The following is a 20524-nucleotide window of genomic DNA, read 5'->3' on the forward strand; positions in this document are numbered from 1 at the left end:
GCCATTCTAACAGAACTTTTTGCCGCCCTGCAAGAACCGCCGGAACAACAATCTCACATGGCGTCGTTACGCTGTTTTCTTGGCTTCGAGGTGATATTGCGTGACGCGATCCACCTCGTTCTTTGAACCCAGAACCACCGCCACGCGCTGGTGCAGCTGTTCGGGCTGGATGTCCAGAATGCGTTGCTCGCCGTTGGTGGCCGCGCCGCCGGCCTGTTCCACCAGGAAGGCCATCGGGTTGGCTTCGTACATCAGGCGCAGCTTGCCGGCCTTGCCGGGCTCGCGCTTGTCCCAGGGGTACATGAAGATGCCGCCGCGTGTGAGGATGCGATGCACGTCCGCCACCATCGAGGCGATCCAGCGCATGTTGAAGTCCTTGCCGCGCGGGCCTTCCGTGCCAGCCAGACACTCGTCGATGTAGCGGCGCACGGGCGGGGCCCAATGGCGCATGTTCGACATGTTGATGGCGAATTCCTTCGTGTCGGCCGGAATCTTCACGTCGCGGCTGGTCAGCACGAAGCTGCCAACTTCGCGGTCGAGCGTGAACATGTGCACGCCGTTGCCCACCGTCAATACCAGCGTGGTCTGCGGGCCGTACACAGCGTAGCCCGCGGCGACCTGCTTGGCGCCCGGCTGAAGGAAATCGGCCTCGGTCACGGCTTGGCCGGCCTGGGGCATGTGCAGCACGGAGAAGATCGTGCCGATCGAGACGTTCACGTCGATGTTGGACGAGCCGTCGAGCGGATCGAACAGCAGCAGGTATTCGCCCTTCGGATAACGGTGGGGAATCTCGTAGAACGATTCCATCTCTTCCGAAGCCATGGCCGCCAGGTTGCCGCCGTATTCGTTGGCTTCGAGCAGGACTTCGTTGGCGATCACGTCCAGCTTCTGCTGGGTTTCGCCTTGCACGTTGCCGGTGCCGGCCGAGCCGAGCACGCCGGCCAGCGCGCCCTTGTTGATGCTGTGCGAGATCGCCTTGCAGGCGCGCGCCACGACTTCGAGCAGCAGGCGCAGCTCGGCCGGGATGGTGTTGTGCTCGCGCTGCTCTTCGATCAGGTAGCGGGTGAGGTTGATGCGCTTCATGGGTTCTCCTGAGACGGGCGCGATTTTACGATACAAGCGGTGACATTCAGGCCAACGCCTTGCCGACGATCTCGCGCACATCGCGCGAGAGGCTCGGATGTGCCGCCACGCGCTTGAGCGCGTCCTGCATGGCGTCGCGCAGCGTGGGCACGTACTTGCGCCAGCGGTCCAGCGCACGTGCCAGACGGGCGGAGACCTGCGGGTTGATGGCGTCGAGCGCGAGCACCTGCTCGGCCCAGTAGGCATAGCCGGAACCGTCGGCGGCATGGAACTGCGCGGGGTTGCCCGAGCAGAAGCTGAAGATCAGTGAGCGCGCGCGGTTCGGATTGCGCAGCGTGAAGGCCGGATGGGCCATCAACGCGCGCACGGTGGCCAGCGTCGGTTTGCCAGCGGCACCTGGCTGCATGGCTTGCAGCGAGAACCACTTGTCGATGACTAGCGCATCGTCGGCAAAGCGCGTGTAGAAATCGGCCAGTGCGGCTTCGCGGCCAGGGGCATAGCTGGTGACCATTGCGGAGAGGGCGCCCATGCGGTCGGTCATGTTGGTGGCGCCGGCATATTGCTGTTCGGCCAGGGCCAGCGCTTCGGGGGCTTCGGTTTCCACCAGATAGCCGAGGGCGATGTTCTTGAGCGCGCGCTTGCCTGCAGACACAGCATCGGGCGAGTAAGCGCCTTCGGTCTGGTTGTCTTGATAGGCACGCAGCAGCTCCGCGTTGAGCTTTTCTGCCAGCGTGCGGCGCAGCGTGCGGCGGGCCGCGTGAATGGCAGCCGGATCGGCCACATCCATGCGCTCGGCCAGATAGCCTTCGGCCGGCAGGATCAGCATCTGCTCGCGGAAGGCCGGATCTAGCGAGGTGTCGGCGACCACGGCACGCAGGGCTTCGACTAGCGCTGGGTCGACCTCAGGCGCGCGGCCATGCTGGATGTCCGTCACCATGCGCAGCAGTGTGTCGGTGGCCAGGCGCTGGCCGGCTTCCCAGCGGTTGAACGGGTCTGAATCGTGCGCGAGCTGGAACGTGAGCTGCTCGGTCGTATAGCCGTATTCAACGATCACCGGCGCCGAGAAATTGCGCAGCAGCGAGGGCAACGGCGCTTCGGCCACATCTTCGAAGACGAAGGTCTGCTTGGTTTCAGTGAAGTCCAGCACGCGCGTGGTCACCGGCGAGGGCGATGCGGCTTCGCCACGCAAACGCAGCGGCAAATCGTGGCCCTGCTTGTCGATCAGCCCGATCGCAAACGGAATGTGGAACGGCTGCTTCTGGATGCCGCTGGTGGTTTCGATGCCGACCGGCTCGCAGCGCTGGCGCAGCGTGAGCGTGTAGGTGTGCGTGGCCGCATCGTGGCGCCCTTCAACGGCCACGACCGGCGTGCCAGCCTGGCTGTACCAGCGGCCAAATTGCGTGAGGTCGCGGCCGTTGGCATCGGCCATGGCAGCGCGGAAGTCGTCGCAGGTGACAGCCTGGCCATCATGGCGCTGGAAGTACAGGTCCATGCCCTTGCGGAAGCCGTCGCGGCCGAGCAGGGTCTGGTACATGCGCACGACTTCGGCGCCTTTTTCATACACCGTGACAGTGTAGAAGTTGTTGATTTCTTCGTAGCTGTCGGGCCGCACCGGGTGGGCCATCGGCCCTGCATCTTCCGGAAACTGCGCCTGGCGCAGCACGCGCACGTCTTCGATGCGCTTGACGGCACGGGCGCTGGCCGCAGCGGCTTCGTTACCGGCGGCCGCGGCCATGTCGGCGGAGAACTCCTGATCGCGGAACACCGTCAGGCCTTCTTTCAGGCTCAGCTGGAACCAGTCGCGGCAAGTGACGCGGTTGCCCGTCCAGTTATGGAAGTACTCGTGGCCGACCACCGATTCGATGTTGGCGAAGTCGACATCGGTTGCCGTCTCGGCATTGGCCAGCACGTACTTCGTGTTGAAGATGTTCAGGCCCTTGTTCTCCATTGCGCCCATGTTGAAGTCGCCCACGGCGACGATCATGAAGCGGTCGAGATCCAGCTCCAGGCCGAAGCGGCGTTCGTCCCAATGGATCGAGTGGATGAGCGAATCCATTGCGTGGCGGGTCTTGCCGAGGTCTTGCGCTTCCACCCACACCTGCAGCAGCTTCTCTTTGCCGGAGGCCGACCGGATGCGTTCTTCAATGCACTCCAGCTTGCCTGCCACCAGGGCAAACAGGTACGACGGCTTTTTGAACGGGTCGTGCCACACGGCTTCATGGCGACCGTCCGGCAGGTCGCGCTCCGACATGAGATTGCCGTTGGACAGCAGCACCGGGTAGTCCGCTTTCGATGCGCGCAGCGTGACGGTGTAAACCGTCATCACGTCCGGGCGGTCGAGGAAGTAGGTGATCTTGCGAAAGCCCTCGGCCTCGCACTGCGTGAAGAAGTTGCCGTTGGAAACGTACAGGCCCATCAGCGAGGAGTTCGCTGCGGGATTGCAGTAGGTGGTGAGTTCCAGCGTGAAGCTGGTGCCAACATCGGCCGGTACGGCATCGATGGTGAGCGTGTCGCCGGAGGCTTGCAAGCCGGACAGCGCTTTGCCGTCGACGGTTGCGCCCGCCAGTTCCAGTCCTTCACCCACCAGCACGAGGGGCTTGCCGGCGTCCGTGCGCGTCATGCGCAAGCGGTTGACGACGCGGGTGCGCTCGGGCACGAGATCGATCTCCAGGGCCACTTCGTCAATGCGGAAAGCGGGCGCGGTGTAGTCCTTGCGGTAAATCGTGACGGCGGTATCGGTGCGCAACATCGGTAACATCCTCGTAGCGGTACGCAAAAGGCCATTGTACTCAGGCCCTTGGCGGGAATCTTCCGCGCGGGGCGTCACTCTGAGTAACAGAGCGCGCGCAGCCCCGCTTCCGGGGCCCGCGACCATCTGTCTGATTGAGAGTAGGGGGATTTTCTATGTGGAAATGGATCAAGACATCGGGCGTCTGGCCGATGGCCGGCGCGCTGATGGCGGCCAGCCTGCTGGCGGGCTGCGCGAGCACCGTCACGAGCCAGGTGACGGCGTTCCGGCAACCCGGCTGGACCGACAACCCGCCGCGCACCTATGCCTTCGAGCACACTGCAGCGCAGCAAAATGATCTCGAACGCCAGACCTACGAGGCCTGGACATCAGACCAATTGGCCGCCCACGGCTTTACCAGCGTGCCGCGTGCCAGCGCACGCTATCTGGTTCGCCTGGACTACTCGACCGCCACGCAGCTCGTGCAGGTGCGCCAGCCTGTGTACCCGGATCCGTATTGGGGCCCAGGGCCCTGGGGGCCATGGCGCAGTCCTTGGGGGCCCTGGGGTCCGTGGGGGCCGCAATACGTGGATACCAACGTGCAGGTGCCGTTCTATGCCTATCACGTGGAAATTGACGAGGCAGCCACCGGCAAGCGCGTGTATCAGGTGACGGCGCAAACGCAGGGTGGGGATGGATCGCTGACGGCTGTGATGCCCTATCTGGTACGCAGCGCCTTTGCCAATTTTCCGGCACCGAACGCGCAGCCCATCGTCGTAGAACTGCCCGTTGATCCATCGGTGAAACCGGCGGCGAAACCCGCATCCGGGCCGACACCCAAGTAGTGCGCCAGGGTGGGTTTTGGCCGGCGGTCTACGTTAGAATGCATGACCTAATCTGTAGGCCGCCAGCCGTATCCCGCTTGAGCGTTGTCACTTCATCCCTTCCCGCGCCGACCGCCACCCCTGGCCGGCGCTGCCTCCGCCCCGTCGCTACCCTCCTGACGGTGCTGCGCAACGCGTGCGGCCTCGCTCCCGGTTTCCCTCTGTTCCCACTGTTTTTCGCCACTTCGTCTCAGGGAGTTTCCGCCTGAGCGCACGGGCGCCTCATCTGCGGAACTCTTCATCAGGATTCATTGCTATGAACGACAAGCTTCACGACGCCTCGCCGGATTCCCAAGACCAAGGCGCCGAGGCCGAGCTGCGCCGCGCCGCGTTTGAATATCACCGCGCTCCGACGCGCGGCAAGATTGAGGTGCGCCCGACCAAGGCGCTGATCAACCAGCGCGACCTGTCGCTGGCGTATTCGCCGGGCGTGGCGTATCCGTGTACGGCCATTGAACAAGACCCGTCGCTGGCGGCGGAATACACCTCGCGCGGCAACCTCGTCGGCGTGATCACCAACGGCACCGCTGTGCTGGGCCTGGGCGACATCGGGCCGCTGGCCAGCAAGCCGGTGATGGAAGGCAAGGGCTGCCTGTTCAAGAAGTTTGCCGGCGTCGATGTGTTCGATATCGAACTGGCCGAACGCGATCCGGACAAGCTGGTCGACATCATTGCCTCGCTGGAGCCGACGCTGGGCGGGATCAACCTTGAAGACATCAAGGCGCCGGAGTGCTTCTACATCGAGCAGAAGCTGCGTGACCGCCTGAACATTCCCGTTTTTCACGATGACCAGCACGGCACGGCGATCATCTCGTCGGCGGCGCTGCTCAACGGCCTGAAGGTTGTCGGCAAGGACATCGGCAGCGTAAAGGTGGCCGTGTCGGGCGCGGGTGCCGCGGCCATCGCCTGCCTGGACGTGATGGTGGGCCTGGGCGTCAAGCGCGAGAACGTCTACGTGGTCGATTCGAAGGGCGTGATCTACGTCGGCCGCGATGCCAAGATGGAGCCGAACAAGGCGCGCTACGCGCAAGACACGTCGGCCCGTACGCTGGCCGACATCGTTCGCGATGCAGACGTGTTCCTGGGCTGCTCGGCCGCCGGCGTGCTGACCGCCGACATGGTCAAGACCATGGGTCCGAAGCCCATCATTTTGGCGCTGGCCAACCCCGAGCCGGAAATCCGCCCGGAAGTGGCCAAGGCCGCGCGCCCGGACTGCATTATCGCTACGGGCCGTTCGGATTACCCGAACCAGGTCAACAACGTGCTGTGCTTCCCGTACATCTTCCGCGGTGCGCTCGATTGCGGCGCCACCAAGATCACGGAAGAGATGAAGCTGGCATGCGTGAAGGCCATTGCTGAGCTGACGGAAGCCGAAACGAACGACGCGGTAGCCCAGGCTTACGCGGGCCAGGACCTGACCTTCGGCCCGGATTACATCATCCCGAAGCCGTTCGATTCGCGTCTGATCGAGAAGATCGCGCCGGCCGTCGCAAAGGCCGCGGAAGAGTCCGGCGTGGCTACGCGCCCGATCAAGGATCTGGATGCCTATCGCGCCCAGCTGAGCGACTTCGTGTACCACACCGGCCTGACCATGCGCCCGGTGTTCTCGGCTGCCAAGGCCAACCCGAAGCGCGTCGTGTACGCCGAAGGTGAAGAAGAGCGCGTGCTGCGCGCCGTGCAGACGGTGGTGGACGAAGGCTTGGCCAAGCCGATCCTGATCGGCCGTCCGCACGTGATTGAAATGCGTATCCAGAAGGCGGGCTTGCGTCTGAAGCCGGGCGTGCACTTCGAACTGGTGGACCCGGAAGACGACCGCCGCTATCACCAGTACCACACCGCTTACCACGAGCTGATGGGCCGCAACGGCGTGACGCCGGACATGGCGAAGTCGGCGCTGCGCCGTTCGAACACGCTGATCGGTGCACTGCTGGTGCGTCTGGGTGATGCCGATGCGCTGCTGTGCGGCACGGTTGGCCGCTTTGATGCCCACCTGGAACACGTGCGCGACGTGATCGGCCTGGCCCCGAACGCCAAGGTGTTCGCGGCCATGAACGGCCTGATGCTGGAGAAGCACACGCTGTTCATCACCGACACGTTCGTCAACGAGATGCCGAGCGCGGAAGAGCTGGCCGACATCACCAAGCTGGCAGCAGAAGAGGTGCGCCGTTTCGGCCAGGAGCCGAAGGTGGCGATGCTGTCGCACTCGATGTTCGGGTCGTCGAAGAACGCATCGGCTCGCCGCATGCGCGCTGCGTATGACCTGCTGAAGACCGAAGCGCCGGATCTGCAGGTGGAAGGCGAGATCCAGGGTGACGCGGCGTTGTCGGAAGATATCCGCCACCACTTCCTGCCGAAGAGCGCCTTCTCGGGCAGCGCAAACCTGCTGGTGATGCCGTCGCTCGATGCTGCCAACATCGCGTTCAACCTGCTCAAGATCACGGGCGGGCAGGGCGTGACGGTCGGCCCGATCCTGCTGGGCGCCGCCAAGCCGGTGCACATTCTGAACCCGTCGGCCACATCGCGTCGCATCGTCAACATGACGGCGCTGGCTGTGGCGGATGTGTCGGCTACGCGTTGATCGGTTGATCCGACCATTGGGCCGCTGAACGTTGGCGGTCCAAAAGAAAACGGCGCCTGGGGAAAGTCCAGGCGCCGTTTTTCTTTGCTGCCGACTACTTAGAACTTCGCGCGGATGCCCACGCCGAAGGTGTCTGCCGAGCTGAGGTTCGTTACCTTGTCGCGCATGTACGCGGCGTACACATCGGTGCGCTTGGACAGCGAGTAGTCGTAGCCGACTGCCCACGTGTTGCGCTTCACGTCAGCCGCACCCGAGGTCTTCGTGTACGCGTACGACGCCAGGATGCTACCCGGGCCCACCGGCACCGACACGCCCAGTTGGCCACCGTTGCTCTTCGCATCGCCCGTGCTGATGGCGTTCTTGATGTACTGGTATTGGCCGTACACCTTGGCCACGCCAAAGTCGTACGTGGCACCCAACTGCGCTGCCGTCTGGCGCGAGAAGCCTGCCACCAGCGCGTTCAGGTCACCCGGCGCGCCGTCGAAGCGCACTTGCTGGAAGGCTGCCGTGGCCGCGAAGTTGCCATGGAAGTACAGGAAGTTGCCGCCCCACTTGTTCTGGCCGTTGTGGCCGGCTTGCTCGCCCGCGCCGTAGATGAAGTTGGCGGTCAGACCGTTGAAGTCCGGCGTCGAGTACATGATCGAGTTGTTCCAGCCCGAATCACCCACCAGACCCGAGATGCCGCCGGGGCCGCTCAGACCATTGCCGAGATAGGTGTGGAACACCATCGGCGAGAACGTGTACGAATCGATGAACGGGTTGAACAGGATCGTCGAGACAAAGTACGGCGGCGTCAGGCGGCCGAGCTTGATCGAGCCCCAGGTATTCGATTGCAGGCCCACGAACGAGTTGCGGGCGAAGAACGTATCGCCGTCAAAACGGCCGGACTTGCCGGTGTCCGGGCGGAAGAATGCTTCCAGCGTGAAGATGGCCTTCAGGCCGTTGCCCAGATCTTCGCTGCCCTTCATGCCCCAGTACGACGTCGACATACCGCCCGAGTTGACGCCCCAGGCGCGATCCGATGCGCCCAGGCTCTTGGTGGCGCCCGCCCAGGCATCCACCTGGCCGTACAACGTGACGGACGACTGCGCTTGCGCACCGGCACTTGCTGCCCCCAGTGCCGACGCCACTGCCAGCGCGGCCACGCCACGCTTGAATTTCGACTGCATTGCTACCTCCTTTGTTGTTGAAGATCACTGCGGGTTGCGCCGCATTCTTTGATGCGGTCACAGGCCGGCTGGTCAGGCTCCATGCCGATCGGTGTCCCATGCCCCATGACACCGCGCCCACAGCGTTGTTTTTGCTGATGAACCTGAAAAATCAGTTTGCTGCGATCAAATCGGTCAGGCGGAAGCCCGCGATGCGATGAATCTGTTCGAGCGACGTACGCAGCTCGGTATCGCGGTCGTTCTCAACGCGCTTGCTGAAGTTCTCGATGATTCCGTGGCGGTCATAGCCGCGCACTGCCAGGATGTATGGGAAGCCGAATTTCTCGTTGTACTGGGCGTTGAGCGCCTGCAGGCGCGCAAACTCTTCCGGCGTGCACAGGTTCAAGCCCGCGCCGCTTTGTTCGCGCGTCGACTCGGCGGTCAGTTCACCGCGCACGGCAGCCTTGCCGGCCAGCTCCGGGTGGGCGCGCACCAGCTTGAGCTGAGGCTCAATGCCTGCGGTATCCACGGCATTGCGCATGGCGGCTGCGAGTGCCTCGGCCGAAGCAAACGGGCGCTGCGTGGCGGCCTGTTCAGCAACCCACGGCGAGTGCTCGTAGATGCCACCCAGGACTTGCACGAACTGCGGTGCGTCCATGCCGTTGAGTTGCGAGAGGGTGTAGGTGGTCTGGCTCATGCTGCGGTGCTCAAAACGGGTTGCTTTTCATACGGATGGTTCTGGATCCAGTGTTGCGCGATGTCGATGCGCCGGCAGATCCACACCTTGTCGTGCGATTGCACGTAGTCAAGGAAACGCTGCAGCGCACGGAAACGCCCCGGGCGGCCCAGCAGACGGCAGTGCATGCCGATCGAGAGCATCTTCGGCTGTGCGAGCCCGTTGGGATCGCCTTCTTCGTACAGCACGTCGAAGGCGTCCTTCAGGTACTGGTAGAAGTGGTCTGCCGTGTTGAAGCCTTGCGGGCTGGCGAAGCGCATGTCGTTGGTGTCCAGCGTGTACGGCACCACCAGGTGCGGCTTGCTCTCGCCTGACGAGGTCTGCACTTCAGTCCAGAAGGGCAGGTCGTCACCGTAGTAGTCGGCGTCGTAGGCGAAGCCGCCGTGCTCGACCACCAGGCGGCGCGTGTTGGGGCTGTCGCGGCCGGTGTACCAGCCAAGCGGCGCATTGCCGGTCAGCTCGCGGATGATCTCGACGCCGATGCGCATGTGCTCGCGCTCGGTGGCTTCGTCGATGTTCTGATAGTGGATCCAGCGCCAGCCGTGGCAGGCGATTTCGTGGCCCAGGTCAACGAAGGCTTGGGTCAGGTCCGGATGGCGCTGCAGGGCCATCGACACACCGAAGATCGTCAGCGGCAGGCCGCGCTTTTCAAACTCGCGCAGGATGCGCCAAACGCCTGCACGCGAGCCGTATTCGTAGATGCCCTCCATGCTCATGTGGCGGTCCGGGTAGGCCGCAGCGCCAATGATCTCAGAGAGGAACTGCTCGGAGCCGGCGTCGCCGTGCAAGACGCAGTTTTCACCGCCCTCTTCGTAGTTGAGGACGAACTGCAGTGCTACGCGCGCGCCGCCCGGCCAATTGGCGTTGGGCGGGTTCTTGCCGTAACCGATGAGATCGCGCGGATAGTTATTGTTTGTCATGGTTTTTTCATGTCGAGGAGACTTCATACAACACCGGCCAGACAGTGGAATGCGGCTTTCCAAATTCACGACATCACAGCGGCGTCATGAACAAGACAAAGCGCCATCGCGTCAGGCCGGAACTGCCCGGGCAGCCTGCGCCAGTTCCAGCGCGAGCCTCCGGTGAACCGTGAGATGGGCGTCGAGCTCAAGCGTGGTCAGGCGGCCGTCTTCGATGACCACGCGCCCGTTGATCACGCTGTGCGCCACATTGGATGGGGCGCAGAACACCAGCGCCGCGACCGGGTCGTGGTCGGCGCCGGCAAAACCGACTTGGTGACGATCGAAGCTGACAAAGTCGGCCGACATACCGGGGGCGAGCGCGCCGATGTCGTCGCGGTTGAGCACGCGTGCGCCGCCAAGCGTGGCGATCTCCAGCGCCTCGCGCGCGCTCATCGCGGCGGGGCCAAAGCCGACACGCGCGAGCAGCATGGCCTGGCGTGTTTCGCCGAGCATGTGCGCTCCATCGTTCGATGCACTGCCATCCACGCCCAGGCCGACCGGCACGCCGGCATCGCGCATGGTGCGAATGGGGGCGATGCCCGAAGCCAGCCGCATGTTCGAGCACGGGCAATGCGCGACGCCGGTGCCGGTGCGAGCGAATACGTCGATGCCGTGCGCGTCGAGCTTCACGCAGTGCGCATGCCAGACGTCGCGGCCGACCCAGCCGAGGTCTTCCGCGTACTCGGCCGGCGTCATGCCGAACTTCTCGCGCGAATATGCGATGTCGTTGTCGTTCTCAGCCAGGTGGGTGTGCATCGACACGCCGTAGCTGCGTGCGAGCTTGGCCGATTCGCGCATCAGGTCGCGCGAGACGGAGAAAGGTGAGCACGGTGCCACCACCACACGCAACATCGAATGGCGATCGGCGTTGTGCCAGGTTTCGATCAGGCGCTGCGTTTCCTTCAGGATGGCCTCTTCGCCTTCGACCACGCGGTCCGGCGGCAAGCCGCCCTGGCTGCGGCCGACGCTCATGCTGCCGCGGGCTGCGTGAAAGCGCATGCCGATCTGTTGCGCGGCTTCGATCGAATCATCCAGCCGACTGCCGTTCGGATACAGATACAGATGGTCGCTGGAGGTCGTGCAACCCGAGAGCAGCAGTTCCGCCATCGCCGTGAGTGTGGACACACGCACCATCTCGGGCGTGAGGCCTGCCCATACCGGATACAGGTTCGTCAGCCAGCCGAACAGTTCCGCGTCCTGCGCGGCGGGAAGGGCGCGCGTCAGGCTCTGATACATGTGATGGTGCGTGTTGACGAAGCCCGGTGTGACCACGTGGTCGCGCAACTCCATCACGCGCACGTTGGGCTGACCGATGGCCTCGCGATACTGCGACGGCAGATCCGCCGTGGCGCCGACCCATTCGATCACGCCACCGCGCGCAACCAGGGCGCCGTCCGGGATCTCGCGGCGTTGCGCATCCATGGTGACCAGCACGTCGGCATGACGGGCGATCAGAAGCGGGTCGTTGTGCGCGACAGTGGCGTTCATGCAATTACTCCGTGCCGTGGGTGTTGGCAGCAGCGTCGCGCATTGCGTGCTCCGCCGACTGCATGCCGTTGTAGTAAAGGTTCAGGATGACCGCGACCAGCGTGCCGAGCACGATGCCGCTGTGCGTGACCGGCTCCAGCCAATGCGGCAGGTACTGGAAGAAGGTCGGTGCCAGCGTCGGGATCATGCCGAAGCCGATCGAGATCGCCACGATGAACAGGTTGTGGCGGTACTTGTTGAAATCGATCGAACCGAGAATGCGCACGCCCGTGGCGGCCACCATGCCGAACATCACGATGCCCGCGCCACCGAGTACGAACGAGGGCACAGACGCCACGATGTGCGCCATCTTCGGGAACAGGCCCATCGCGATCAGGATCAGGCCGCCCATGGCTGCCACGAAGCGCGAACGCACACCCGTGACCGTCACCAGCCCCACGTTCTGCGAGAACGAGGTGTACGGGAACGTGTTGAACAGGCCGCCGATCACGGTGCCCAGACCGTCGGCGCGCAGGCCGCGGGTGAGGTCATCGGTGGAGAGCTTCTTGCCGGTGATTTCCGCCAGCGCGAGGAACATGCCTGTCGATTCCACCAGCGTGATCAGCATCACGATGCACATCGAAGCGATGGCGCCGAAGTGGAAGGTGGGCATGCCGAAATGCAGCGGCGTGATCACGGCCACCCAGTCGGCCTCTGTGATGCCGGCAAAGCTGACCTTGCCGAACGCCATGGCGATGAACGTGCCGATCACGATGCCCAGCAGCACGGCGATGTTGCCGATCAGGCCACGGCCGTACTTCGTCAGCAACAGGATGATGACGAGCACTGCCAGTGCAATGCCCAGGCCGCTCAGATCACCGTAGGCCGGGTTGGGCACGGTCTTGAGCACGCCGTCGACCATGGTCTTCATGGTCGGCTGGCCGCCAGCAGCCCAGTTGATCCCCACACCCATCAGCGACATGCCGATCAGCGTGATGACGGTGCCCGTCACGACCGGCGGGAAGAGCCCAAGCACCCGCCCCATGAGCGGCGCGACGATGATGCCGAACAACCCCGCCGCAATCACCGCGCCGTAGATGCCCAGCAGGCCGATGCTGGGGTCTGTGCCGATGGCGATCATCGGCCCCACCGAAGCGAAGGTCACGCCCATCATGACCGGCATGCGAATGCCGAACTTCCACACACCGAAGGCCTGGATGAGTGTGGCAAGGCCGGCGGCAAAAAGATCTGCGTTGATCAGGAAAGCGAGCTGTTCCTTGGGCAGATGCAGTGCACCGCCCACAATTAGAGGCACTGCCACGGTGCCTGCATACATCACCAATACATGTTGAAGGCCCAATGCGAGCAGGCGTCCGTACGCCACGCGCTCATTGGTCAGGTCCGCCGTGGGGGCGGCGATGGTGCTGCTTGCCATAAAGGTCTCCTTTGGGTGGTAAGCCGGACGGCGTCCAGCTTTGAGCCTGCCCACGTTCCTGCTGCGTGCTTCGGGCTTGCCTGGTGACACTCGCCGTACTCGTGTAGGGCTGTGTTTCCGGGGCCAACCTTGGGCTGATTGCTGCGGATCGTGAACAGGTTCTTGGGCGGCCGGCCTCTGTCGTGCCGGCTCGCCCTATACAGCTAAACCGGTCCTAGACTTTGTCCTTCCCGCCGCGCGGGCCCAATACCGAACGCAGATCGAAATCAGCGGGCGCTTCGGGGCGCACGCGATCGGCGCAACATTGCAAGTGCTGGGCCATGTGGGCCTGCGCAGCGCTAGCGTCGCCACGCTCCAGGGCATTGAGGATGTCGAGGTGTTCGTCGAACGAGCAGGCGTTGTTGCCCGGGGCCTCGACGCTGGCGATCATCAGCGTGGTGCGCGACACCAGCCGGCGCATCATTTCGACCACCAGCGGGTTGCCCGACTGCTCGGCCAGCGCCACGTGAAACTCTGCAGACAGGCGAATCCAGCGAGGACGATCGTGCGTAACAAACGCCTGGCGTTCCTGCTTGACGAGTTCCATCAGGGGTGCGATGGCCGCCTTGGGGTTGCTGCTATGGCCAACCTTGTCGAGCACCGCGCGCTCCAGGATCTGGCGCAGCTCGAACATGGCATGGGCTTCGTCAATGGAGGGCGCCGCGATGAACGCGCCGCGGTTCGGTTCCAGGTCGACCAGACCGTCGGCGGCCAGTTGGGAGAAGACCTTGCGCACCGTATGACGGGCGGTGGCATAGATTTCGCAAAGCGCATGCTCCGTCAGCTTCGTGCGCGGGGGCAGGCGGTGTTCCATGATCGCGTCGTAGATCTCGTGATACATCCGTTCTTCGACCGACATGCGTGTTGCCCCCGATGTCTTGGCGCCCGACTTCGACGCCACTTCCGTGGAGACCAGCTTGAGATTCTTGGACATGGCAGACCTGCCTTTCATTAGTGCGCCGCGGCATAGACCACTGCGAAAACCTGTTGACAATTATTCATAGCCGCCTTCAATATTGTCAACAAAATGCGTTCGTGAATCCGACAAACTAGGGAAATCCCTGTTTCGAGCCAGGTCTAGGGACACGGCAGAGATAAGGCGTCGGACCCAGAACGAGCGACGGCTTTGCCGGTTTGGCATGCTCCTCCCCACATGGGTGGCAGGCGTAAACCGGCTGGACGCGCGCCGGGATGCGTGCATAGCACGTACCGAGCGGGCCCCGACGCCAGCCCTTGCCACACAAGGGTTTGGCGCGAGGTGCAAGTGGAGGCAGCGGCGCTTCTGAAAATTCAAACTACAGAGGAAGACAAATGGGACGCTTGACCACCCATGTGCTCGACACCGCCGCAGGCACGCCAGGTCAAAACCTGGCGATTGCACTGTTCAAAATTGTCGACAATCAGCGGCAACCGATCAAATCGGTCCGCACCAATCATGATGGCCGTTGCGATGCGCCGCTGCTCGAAGGCGACGCGCTGCAGGCTGGCGTGTATGAACTGGACTTCGGCGTGGGCGAGTACTACCGCGCTGCCGGCGTCAAACTCCCCGAGCCCGCGTTCCTGGACGTGGTGACGCTGCGCTTTGGCGTGGCCGATACCAGCGCGCACTACCACGTGCCGCTGCTGGTGTCGCCGTGGTCGTATTCGACCTATCGCGGCAGCTAACAGGGCAGGGAGTCATCATGGAAGGCTATATCCTCGACTGGGCCAACTTGCTCTTGCGTTGGCTGCACGTGATCGTCGCGATCGCGTGGATCGGTTCGTCGTTCTACTTCGTCTGGCTCGATAACAGCCTGACCAAGCCCATCGCACCGGATCTGAAGGACAAGGGGGTCGACGGCGAACTGTGGGCCGTGCACGGCGGCGGGTTCTACAACCCGCAGAAGTACCTGCTGGCACCGAAGCAACTGCCCGACCATCTGCACTGGTTCTACTGGGAGTCGTACTCGACCTGGATGTCGGGCTTCGCCCTGCTGACGGTGGTGTACCTGTTCAACGCCAACGTCTACATGATCGATCGCAGCGTGTTCGACATGACGGCGACAACGGCCGTGCTGCTGGCGCTGGGCTTCCTGGTGGTCGGCTGGCTGGTGTACGACACGATCTGCCGCGTGTTCGGCAAGAACGACCGCGTGGTGGGCATTCTGGTGGCCATCTATGTGGTGATCGCGGCGTTTGCGGCGTGCCACCTGTTCTCGGGCCGTGCAGCGTTCCTGCTGATCGGCGCGATGATCGCGACCATCATGAGCGCCAACGTGTTCTTCTGGATCATTCCGGGGCAACGCAAGGTGGTCGCTTCGCTCAAGGCTGGCGAGAAGCCGGACCCGATCCACGGCAAGCGCGGCAAGCAACGCAGCGTGCACAACACGTACTTCACGCTGCCGGTCCTGTTTGCGATGCTGTCGAACCACTACAGCATGACGTACGCCGCCAAGTACAACTGGGCTGTGCTGGTCCTGATCATGCTGGCTGGCGTGCTGATCCGTCAGTTCTTCATCCTGAAGCACAAGGGCGTGATCAACTGGGGCTATCCGGCAGCAGGCGTAGCGGTGCTGGTGGGTGTGGCGGTTTGGCTGGCTCCGGTGCCCCGTCCGGCCGTTGCGGCCACGGAAAGCGCGCCGGCCGCAACGGCGCAAGGCGTTGCGGTTGCTGCCACCGCGGCATCCGGCGGCTCTGACTTCGCCAAAGTACAGGCAGTCGTTACCGCACGGTGCTACCAATGTCACTCGGCTCATCCTACCCTGATGCCTTCGCCGGCTAAGGGCGTGTTGCTCGATACGCCGGAAGAACTGGGCAAGCATGCGCAGCTCGTCTACCAGCAGGTCGTGCAGCAGAAGCTGATGCCGCTGGGCAATGTGACGCAGATCACCGACGACGAGCGCACGATTATCGCCAAGTGGTTCGAAGGCGGCGCCAAGACGAACTGAGGCGCACGCTGATCAACAACAGGAAGGTTTATCGGAGCATGCCATTCGTTCCCTAGCGGGTGGCATGACCGGTGAGGGTTGAACGGGGCTACGGCCCCGTTTTTTTTTGCTAAACATCAGCGGCGATGTGCTCCGCGTCGCCCGATTTCGGCTCGGTGATACAAGCCTTGGGGCGTTGGAGGGAGCACTGGGGGGCGCCCTCCAAGCGGGCTGCGAAGCGTAAGCAAGCTCTGAGCTGGCGCCAGAGCTCGATCTCTACGACTTACTTCCCAACGCCGAGCAACGCCAGCACTCCCAGCACCAGGAAGATCAGCGCCGCAATCCGATGCACCAGCGTGATCGGCATGCGCGCCGCAAACTTGTTGCCCATCAGCACAGCCGGTACGTTGGCCAGCATCATGCCGAATGTCGTGCCCGCGACCACCCACACGATGTCGTGAAAGCGCGCGGCCAGGGCCACCGTGGCGATCTGCGTCTTGTCGCCCATTTCGGCAAAGAAGAACGCGACGATGGTCGTGCCGAAGATGCCCAGGCCACGCTGCGTGTCGCTGGGCGCTTCTTCTTCGTCCAGCTTGTCGGGAATCAGCATCCAGCCCGCCATGGCGATGAAGCCCACACCGAGGATCCAGCGCAGCACGTTTTCGCCCAGTACGTGCGTAATCCAACCGCCGACCGCGCCGGCAAAGGCATGGTTGACGAGCGTGGAGACGAAGATACCGAGGATGATCGGGACCGGCTTGCGAAAACGCGCGGCGAGCAGGATCGACAGCAGCTGTGTCTTGTCGCCGATTTCAGCGAGCGCGACGATGCCTGTGGAGACGAGAAAGGCTTCCATGTTGTTGTGGTGTCCGGGCCGTGTGCGAACCAATGACGCGCCACTGCCGGCCCTGTCCGCAGTGGGTTGTCATCGGTCTCGCCAGGCGCGTCACCAAGGTGCCACGCATCTTTCGATGTTGCGCACCCCGAGTGGCTGCTGACCACGCCATAACCGTCTGCCCGAATCTTGGTGATCCTAGCGAGGGTCAAGTCTGTTGACGTGGCCCCCAGGGTATCGACCCTGGGCGGCTACTCCCCAATGGAAGTCGCGATTATATGTGGATCAGGCGTTGGCGCCAACTGCGAATTTGGCGGGCTCGCCTTGGATGTAAGTGGCGGATACAGCACGGTCCTCACCCAGCAGCGCTAACGAAAACAGCAGCTCTTCCAGCGTTTCCGAGCGCGCATTGCGGCGTGCCAGCAGCGGCGTGGCCGCCGGGTCCAGGACGATGAAGTCGGCTTCCGCGCCCGGCACGAAGCTGCCGATGCGGTCTTCCCAGCCCAACGCTTCGGCGGCGCCGCGCGTGGCCAGGTAGAACATGCGCAGCGCAGTCAGGTGATAGCCGCCCATGCGCGCGACCTTGTGCGCCGTGCCCATCGTGCGCAGCATTGAGAACGAGCTGCCCCCGCCAACGTCAGTGGCCAGCGTCAGTGCCAGGCGGTGCGCGTCGTTCTTGTGGAAGTTGTACAGGCCGCTGCCCAGGAACAGGTTGGACGTGGGGCAGTGCGCCACGGCCGCGCCGGATTCGGCCATGCGCTGGCGGTCGCCGTCGTCCAGCCAGATGGCGTGTCCGTAAAAGGCGCCTTTGCGCAGCAGGCCGTAGCGGTCGTAGACGTCCAGGTAGCTGCGTGCGTTGGGGAACAGATCAGCCACCCATTTCACTTCGTCGGGGTTTTCGGCGACGTGGGTCTGGATGAAGACGTCTTTGTATTGCTTGGCGAGCTCTGCGCAGGCTTGCAGCTGCGCTTCGCTCGATGTGGGCGCAAAGCGCGGTGTGATGGCGTAGGCCAGACGATCCTTGCCGTGCCAGCGGGAGATCAGGTCAGCCGTGTCACGCGCGCCGGATTCAGCCGTGTCGCGCAGATATTCCGGGCAGTTGCGGTCCATCATCACCTTGCCGGTGATCATCCGCATGCCGCGTTGTTGAGCTTGCGTGAACAGCGTCTCGGCCGAGCTGCGATGCACGGTGCTCCACACCATCGCGCTGGTCGTGCCGTTGCGCAGTAGTTCGTCGAGGAAGAACGAAGCGACGCCGGCGGCGTACTCCTCGCTTTCGAAGCGGCGCTCTTGCGGAAAGGTGTACGTCTCCAGCCAGTGCAGCAGGCCCGGGGACGGCGACGCGATGATGTCCGTCTGCGGGAAGTGGATGTGCGTATCGATGAAGCCGGGCACGATCAGCTTGCCGCTGTAGTCGTGCAGTTGCGTGCCGGCGGGCAGGTTCTCGCGCAGTGCGGCGTAGTCGCCGGCCTGCACGACCTTGCCGCCCGCGACCACGAGCAGGCCGTCTTCCCAGTACTCATAAGCATCGCGCTCGCGATACTGCGGGTCGTGCAGGAAATGCAGCACGCGGCCGCGGTAAGCGTGAACGTTGTTGGAAGGCGGGGGCATCGTGGTCATCGTCGTCTCGTGGATTTTTAGTGTGTGGCTTTCCAGTGGTCGTCGACCTTGGCAAGCCACAGGGCTTTGTCCTGTTCGGGCAGGAAGGACGCCTCGAAGCTGTTGCGTGCGAGCGTGTGCGCATCGGCCGCAGACAGGTCGAGGGCGTTGAAGGTGGCGAGCCAGTTGGTGTTCATGTAGCCGCCAAAGTAGGCCGGATCATCGGAATGCAGCGTCACTGCGCAGCCCGCGGCCAGCAGTTGTTTGAGCGAGTGGTCGCGCAGGTCCGGATAGACCTTCAGTTTTTCGTTCGACAATGGGCAGACCGTCAGCGCGATACGTTCGGCGGCGAGGCGCTTGATGAGTGCGGCATCGTCGATGGCGCGTACGCCGTGGTCGATGCGCTCCACCTTCAGGATGTCCAGCGCATCGGTCACGTACTGTGCGGGGCCTTCCTCACCTGCGTGGGCCACCAGGTGCAGGCCGAGTTCCTTGCAGCGTGCGAACACGCGCGCGAACTTCTCCGGTGGGTTGCCGCGCTCGGACGAATCCAGCCCCACGCCGATGATGCGGTTGGTCGGGTCCTGGATATAGGGCAGTGCCGCTTCGAGCGTGTCGAATGCGTCTGCCTCGCTCAGATGGCGCAGGAAGCAGAGGATCAGCGCGCTGGAAAAACCATGCTCGCGCTCGGCGTCGTCCAGAGCGCGGACGATGCCGTGAATGACCACATGCATGGGCACGTTGCGCGCGGTATGCGTCTGTGGGTCGAAGAAGATTTCGGCGTGGTGGACGTTGTCGGCAAGCGCGCGCGCGACATAAGCGGCCGTCATGTCGTAGAAATCCTGCTCGGTGAGCAGCACGCTGGCGCCCGCGTAATACAGGTCGAGAAACGATTGCAGATCGTCGAAGGCGTAGGCGGCACGTACTTCTTCCACCGACGCATACGGCAGCTTCACGCCGTTGCGCTCGGCCAGCGCGAACATCAGTTCGGGCTCGAGCGAGCCTTCGATGTGGATGTGCAGTTCGGCTTTCGGGCTGGTGGCGATGCGCTCTGCAAGGGCGGGGGAGATCGGCATGGTCAGGCGGATGTGGGGGTGCGGTAAGGAACCGCCGCGCCGCTGCTGGCACTGGTGAGCGCATGCTGTTGCAGCTCTCGCACCTGCAGAAGTTGCGCGACGACGGATACCGCAATGATATCCGGCGCCTTGTCCACGATGCCCGCCACGCCAATCGGGCACACCATTTCTGGCAGGCGTGCCGGGTCTACGCCGTGCTCGACCATGCGGTGCTCGAAGCGCGCGCGCTTGGTCTTGGAACCGATCAGGCCGAAGTAGGCAAAGTCCGTGCGGCGCATGATGCGTTCGCACAGCGCGAGGTCCAACGCATGGTTGTGCGTCATGACCAGGAAGTAGCTGCCGGCGGGCGCGTGATCGATCACGGCTTCCGGCGTATCGGTGGATTCGATGACGACGTTCGACGGCACTTCCGTGGGGAAGGGGAACATCGCATCGCGCTCATCCACCCACGTGACGCGGCAGGGCAGATGCGCCAGCGCGCGCACGATGGCGTGGCCGACATGGCCCGCGCCGCACAGCACGATCGACATGTCGGGCGGCAGGACGGTTTGCGTGAAGCCGCTGGCGTCGAGTTGCACGCCAGCAGTTGCTGCGTCACCGATGGTGGCTTCGACGGCCACCGCAGGATCGGCGGAGACGAAGCGGCGCAGGCTGCGGCGTTGGCGCATGGCGTCGTCTGCCAGCGCGATCCATCCCACATCACGCGTGTCGAGTCGCTCAAGCGACAGCCGCACCACGCCGCCGCAGCATTGGCCAAGCGCAGGCCCAAGTGGAATGCGTACGAACTGGCGGCGAGCTTCGCCGGTGGCCTCGGGCGCATCCATCATGATCTGGGCGATTTCCATCGCGCGCCATTCCAGATGGCCGCCGCCGATGGTGCCGAAGAAACCGTCGGTGCCCACCAGCATGAGCGTGCCTGGCTCGCGCGGGGCAGAGCCTTGCACGTCCGTCACCGTGACCAGCACGCACGGCTGCCCGGCCTGCACGGTGGCAAGCACATCGGCGAAGCGGAAGGGGCGCAGTTGCGTGTGGTCCATGGGGGCTCCCA

At 63.7% G+C, this 20524-nt stretch carries 16 protein-coding genes; 4 read left to right on the plus strand and 12 right to left on the minus strand.

Annotated features, from left to right (window positions below; all coding sequences use genetic code 11):
- Nucleotides 1-66 precede the first annotated feature (66 nt).
- On the minus strand, nt 67-1083 hold the full coding sequence (locus M1D44_RS04485) for a class 1 fructose-bisphosphatase (RefSeq protein WP_024975247.1): 1017 nt from the start codon (nt 1081-1083) through the stop codon (nt 67-69).
- 46 nt (nt 1084-1129) lie between these two features.
- Nucleotides 1130-3832, minus strand: coding sequence for an aminopeptidase N (gene pepN, locus M1D44_RS04490; protein ID WP_316854169.1), 2703 nt, complete (start codon nt 3830-3832; stop codon nt 1130-1132).
- 155 nt (nt 3833-3987) lie between these two features.
- On the opposite strand from pepN, the gene M1D44_RS04495 reads away from it, so the two are divergent.
- Nucleotides 3988-4656 carry a DUF4136 domain-containing protein gene (locus M1D44_RS04495; RefSeq protein ID WP_316684640.1) on the plus strand — a complete coding sequence of 223 codons (669 nt, stop codon included), beginning with the start codon at nt 3988-3990 and terminating at the stop codon, nt 4654-4656.
- A gap of 295 nt (nt 4657-4951) precedes the next feature.
- The gene (locus M1D44_RS04500) at nt 4952-7273 is read left to right on the plus strand and encodes an NADP-dependent malic enzyme (protein WP_112184216.1); all 2322 of its coding nucleotides are present in this window, start codon (nt 4952-4954) and stop codon (nt 7271-7273) included.
- A 98-nt stretch (nt 7274-7371) separates the two neighbouring features.
- Here the strand turns inward: M1D44_RS04500 and M1D44_RS04505 are convergent, their stop codons facing one another.
- From M1D44_RS04505 to M1D44_RS04530, 6 genes are all read right to left on the minus strand, one after another.
- On the minus strand, nt 7372-8442 hold the full coding sequence (locus M1D44_RS04505; RefSeq protein ID WP_316854170.1) for a porin: 1071 nt from the start codon (nt 8440-8442) through the stop codon (nt 7372-7374).
- A 151-nt stretch (nt 8443-8593) separates the two neighbouring features.
- Nucleotides 8594-9118, minus strand: a complete 525-nt coding sequence (gene uraD, locus M1D44_RS04510) for a 2-oxo-4-hydroxy-4-carboxy-5-ureidoimidazoline decarboxylase (protein WP_024975252.1) — start codon at nt 9116-9118, stop codon at nt 8594-8596.
- Complete coding sequence (gene puuE, locus M1D44_RS04515) at nt 9115-10077, minus strand: allantoinase PuuE (protein ID WP_024975253.1); 963 nt, start codon at nt 10075-10077, stop codon at nt 9115-9117. The genes uraD and puuE overlap by 4 nt, the downstream gene beginning before the upstream one ends.
- Before the next feature lie 111 nt (nt 10078-10188).
- Nucleotides 10189-11607, minus strand: a complete 1419-nt coding sequence (locus M1D44_RS04520; RefSeq protein WP_024975254.1) for an 8-oxoguanine deaminase — start codon at nt 11605-11607, stop codon at nt 10189-10191.
- A gap of 4 nt (nt 11608-11611) precedes the next feature.
- The gene (locus tag M1D44_RS04525) at nt 11612-13021 is read right to left on the minus strand and encodes a nucleobase:cation symporter-2 family protein (protein WP_316684637.1); all 1410 of its coding nucleotides are present in this window, start codon (nt 13019-13021) and stop codon (nt 11612-11614) included.
- A gap of 214 nt (nt 13022-13235) precedes the next feature.
- Nucleotides 13236-13994 (minus strand): GntR family transcriptional regulator, encoded by a 759-nt coding sequence (locus M1D44_RS04530; RefSeq protein WP_112184226.1) that lies wholly within the window; start codon nt 13992-13994, stop codon nt 13236-13238.
- A gap of 377 nt (nt 13995-14371) precedes the next feature.
- Here M1D44_RS04530 and uraH point away from each other — a divergent pair, with 377 nt between their 5' ends.
- On the plus strand, nt 14372-14725 hold the full coding sequence (uraH, locus tag M1D44_RS04535) for a hydroxyisourate hydrolase (protein WP_012762338.1): 354 nt from the start codon (nt 14372-14374) through the stop codon (nt 14723-14725).
- 17 nt (nt 14726-14742) lie between these two features.
- Nucleotides 14743-15987, plus strand: a complete 1245-nt coding sequence (locus M1D44_RS04540) for a urate hydroxylase PuuD (RefSeq protein ID WP_024975257.1) — start codon at nt 14743-14745, stop codon at nt 15985-15987.
- A gap of 262 nt (nt 15988-16249) precedes the next feature.
- Here M1D44_RS04540 and M1D44_RS04545 read toward each other — a convergent pair whose 3' ends face one another.
- From M1D44_RS04545 to xdhC, 4 genes are all read right to left on the minus strand, one after another.
- The gene (locus M1D44_RS04545) at nt 16250-16822 is read right to left on the minus strand and encodes a TMEM165/GDT1 family protein (RefSeq protein ID WP_024975258.1); all 573 of its coding nucleotides are present in this window, start codon (nt 16820-16822) and stop codon (nt 16250-16252) included.
- A 264-nt stretch (nt 16823-17086) separates the two neighbouring features.
- Nucleotides 17087-18421: a guanine deaminase gene (gene guaD, locus M1D44_RS04550; RefSeq protein WP_439004783.1), complete on the minus strand. Its 1335-nt coding sequence runs from the start codon at nt 18419-18421 to the stop codon at nt 17087-17089.
- A 17-nt stretch (nt 18422-18438) separates the two neighbouring features.
- A complete protein-coding gene (locus M1D44_RS04555; protein WP_316854171.1) occupies nt 18439-19476 on the minus strand; it encodes an adenosine deaminase in 1038 nt (345 codons plus the stop codon).
- 2 nt (nt 19477-19478) lie between these two features.
- Nucleotides 19479-20513, minus strand: a complete 1035-nt coding sequence (gene xdhC / locus M1D44_RS04560) for a xanthine dehydrogenase accessory protein XdhC (RefSeq protein ID WP_316854172.1) — start codon at nt 20511-20513, stop codon at nt 19479-19481.
- Between the last annotated feature and the right edge of the window lie 11 nt (nt 20514-20524).

The organism is Ralstonia sp. SA306 (assembly GCF_054792405.1).

Excerpts from the sequence above, each read along its gene's own strand:
- uraD (WP_024975252.1), bottom strand. The coding sequence starts at position 9,118 with ATGAGCCAGACCACCTACACCCTCTCGCAACTCAACGGCATGGACGCA.
- M1D44_RS04525 (WP_316684637.1), bottom strand. The coding sequence starts at position 13,021 with ATGGCAAGCAGCACCATCGCCGCCCCCACGGCGGACCTGACCAATGAG.
- pepN (WP_316854169.1), bottom strand. The coding sequence starts at position 3,832 with ATGTTGCGCACCGATACCGCCGTCACGATTTACCGCAAGGACTACACC.
- M1D44_RS04495 (WP_316684640.1), top strand. The coding sequence starts at position 3,988 with ATGTGGAAATGGATCAAGACATCGGGCGTCTGGCCGATGGCCGGCGCG.
- puuE (WP_024975253.1), bottom strand. The coding sequence starts at position 10,077 with ATGACAAACAATAACTATCCGCGCGATCTCATCGGTTACGGCAAGAAC.
- M1D44_RS04485 (WP_024975247.1), bottom strand. The coding sequence starts at position 1,083 with ATGAAGCGCATCAACCTCACCCGCTACCTGATCGAAGAGCAGCGCGAG.
- M1D44_RS04540 (WP_024975257.1), top strand. The coding sequence starts at position 14,743 with ATGGAAGGCTATATCCTCGACTGGGCCAACTTGCTCTTGCGTTGGCTG.
- xdhC (WP_316854172.1), bottom strand. The coding sequence starts at position 20,513 with ATGGACCACACGCAACTGCGCCCCTTCCGCTTCGCCGATGTGCTTGCC.
- guaD (WP_439004783.1), bottom strand. The coding sequence starts at position 18,421 with ATGACCACGATGCCCCCGCCTTCCAACAACGTTCACGCTTACCGCGGC.
- M1D44_RS04555 (WP_316854171.1), bottom strand. The coding sequence starts at position 19,476 with ATGCCGATCTCCCCCGCCCTTGCAGAGCGCATCGCCACCAGCCCGAAA.
- M1D44_RS04530 (WP_112184226.1), bottom strand. The coding sequence starts at position 13,994 with ATGTCCAAGAATCTCAAGCTGGTCTCCACGGAAGTGGCGTCGAAGTCG.
- uraH (WP_012762338.1), top strand. The coding sequence starts at position 14,372 with ATGGGACGCTTGACCACCCATGTGCTCGACACCGCCGCAGGCACGCCA.
- M1D44_RS04505 (WP_316854170.1), bottom strand. The coding sequence starts at position 8,442 with ATGCAGTCGAAATTCAAGCGTGGCGTGGCCGCGCTGGCAGTGGCGTCG.
- M1D44_RS04545 (WP_024975258.1), bottom strand. The coding sequence starts at position 16,822 with ATGGAAGCCTTTCTCGTCTCCACAGGCATCGTCGCGCTCGCTGAAATC.
- M1D44_RS04500 (WP_112184216.1), top strand. The coding sequence starts at position 4,952 with ATGAACGACAAGCTTCACGACGCCTCGCCGGATTCCCAAGACCAAGGC.
- M1D44_RS04520 (WP_024975254.1), bottom strand. The coding sequence starts at position 11,607 with ATGAACGCCACTGTCGCGCACAACGACCCGCTTCTGATCGCCCGTCAT.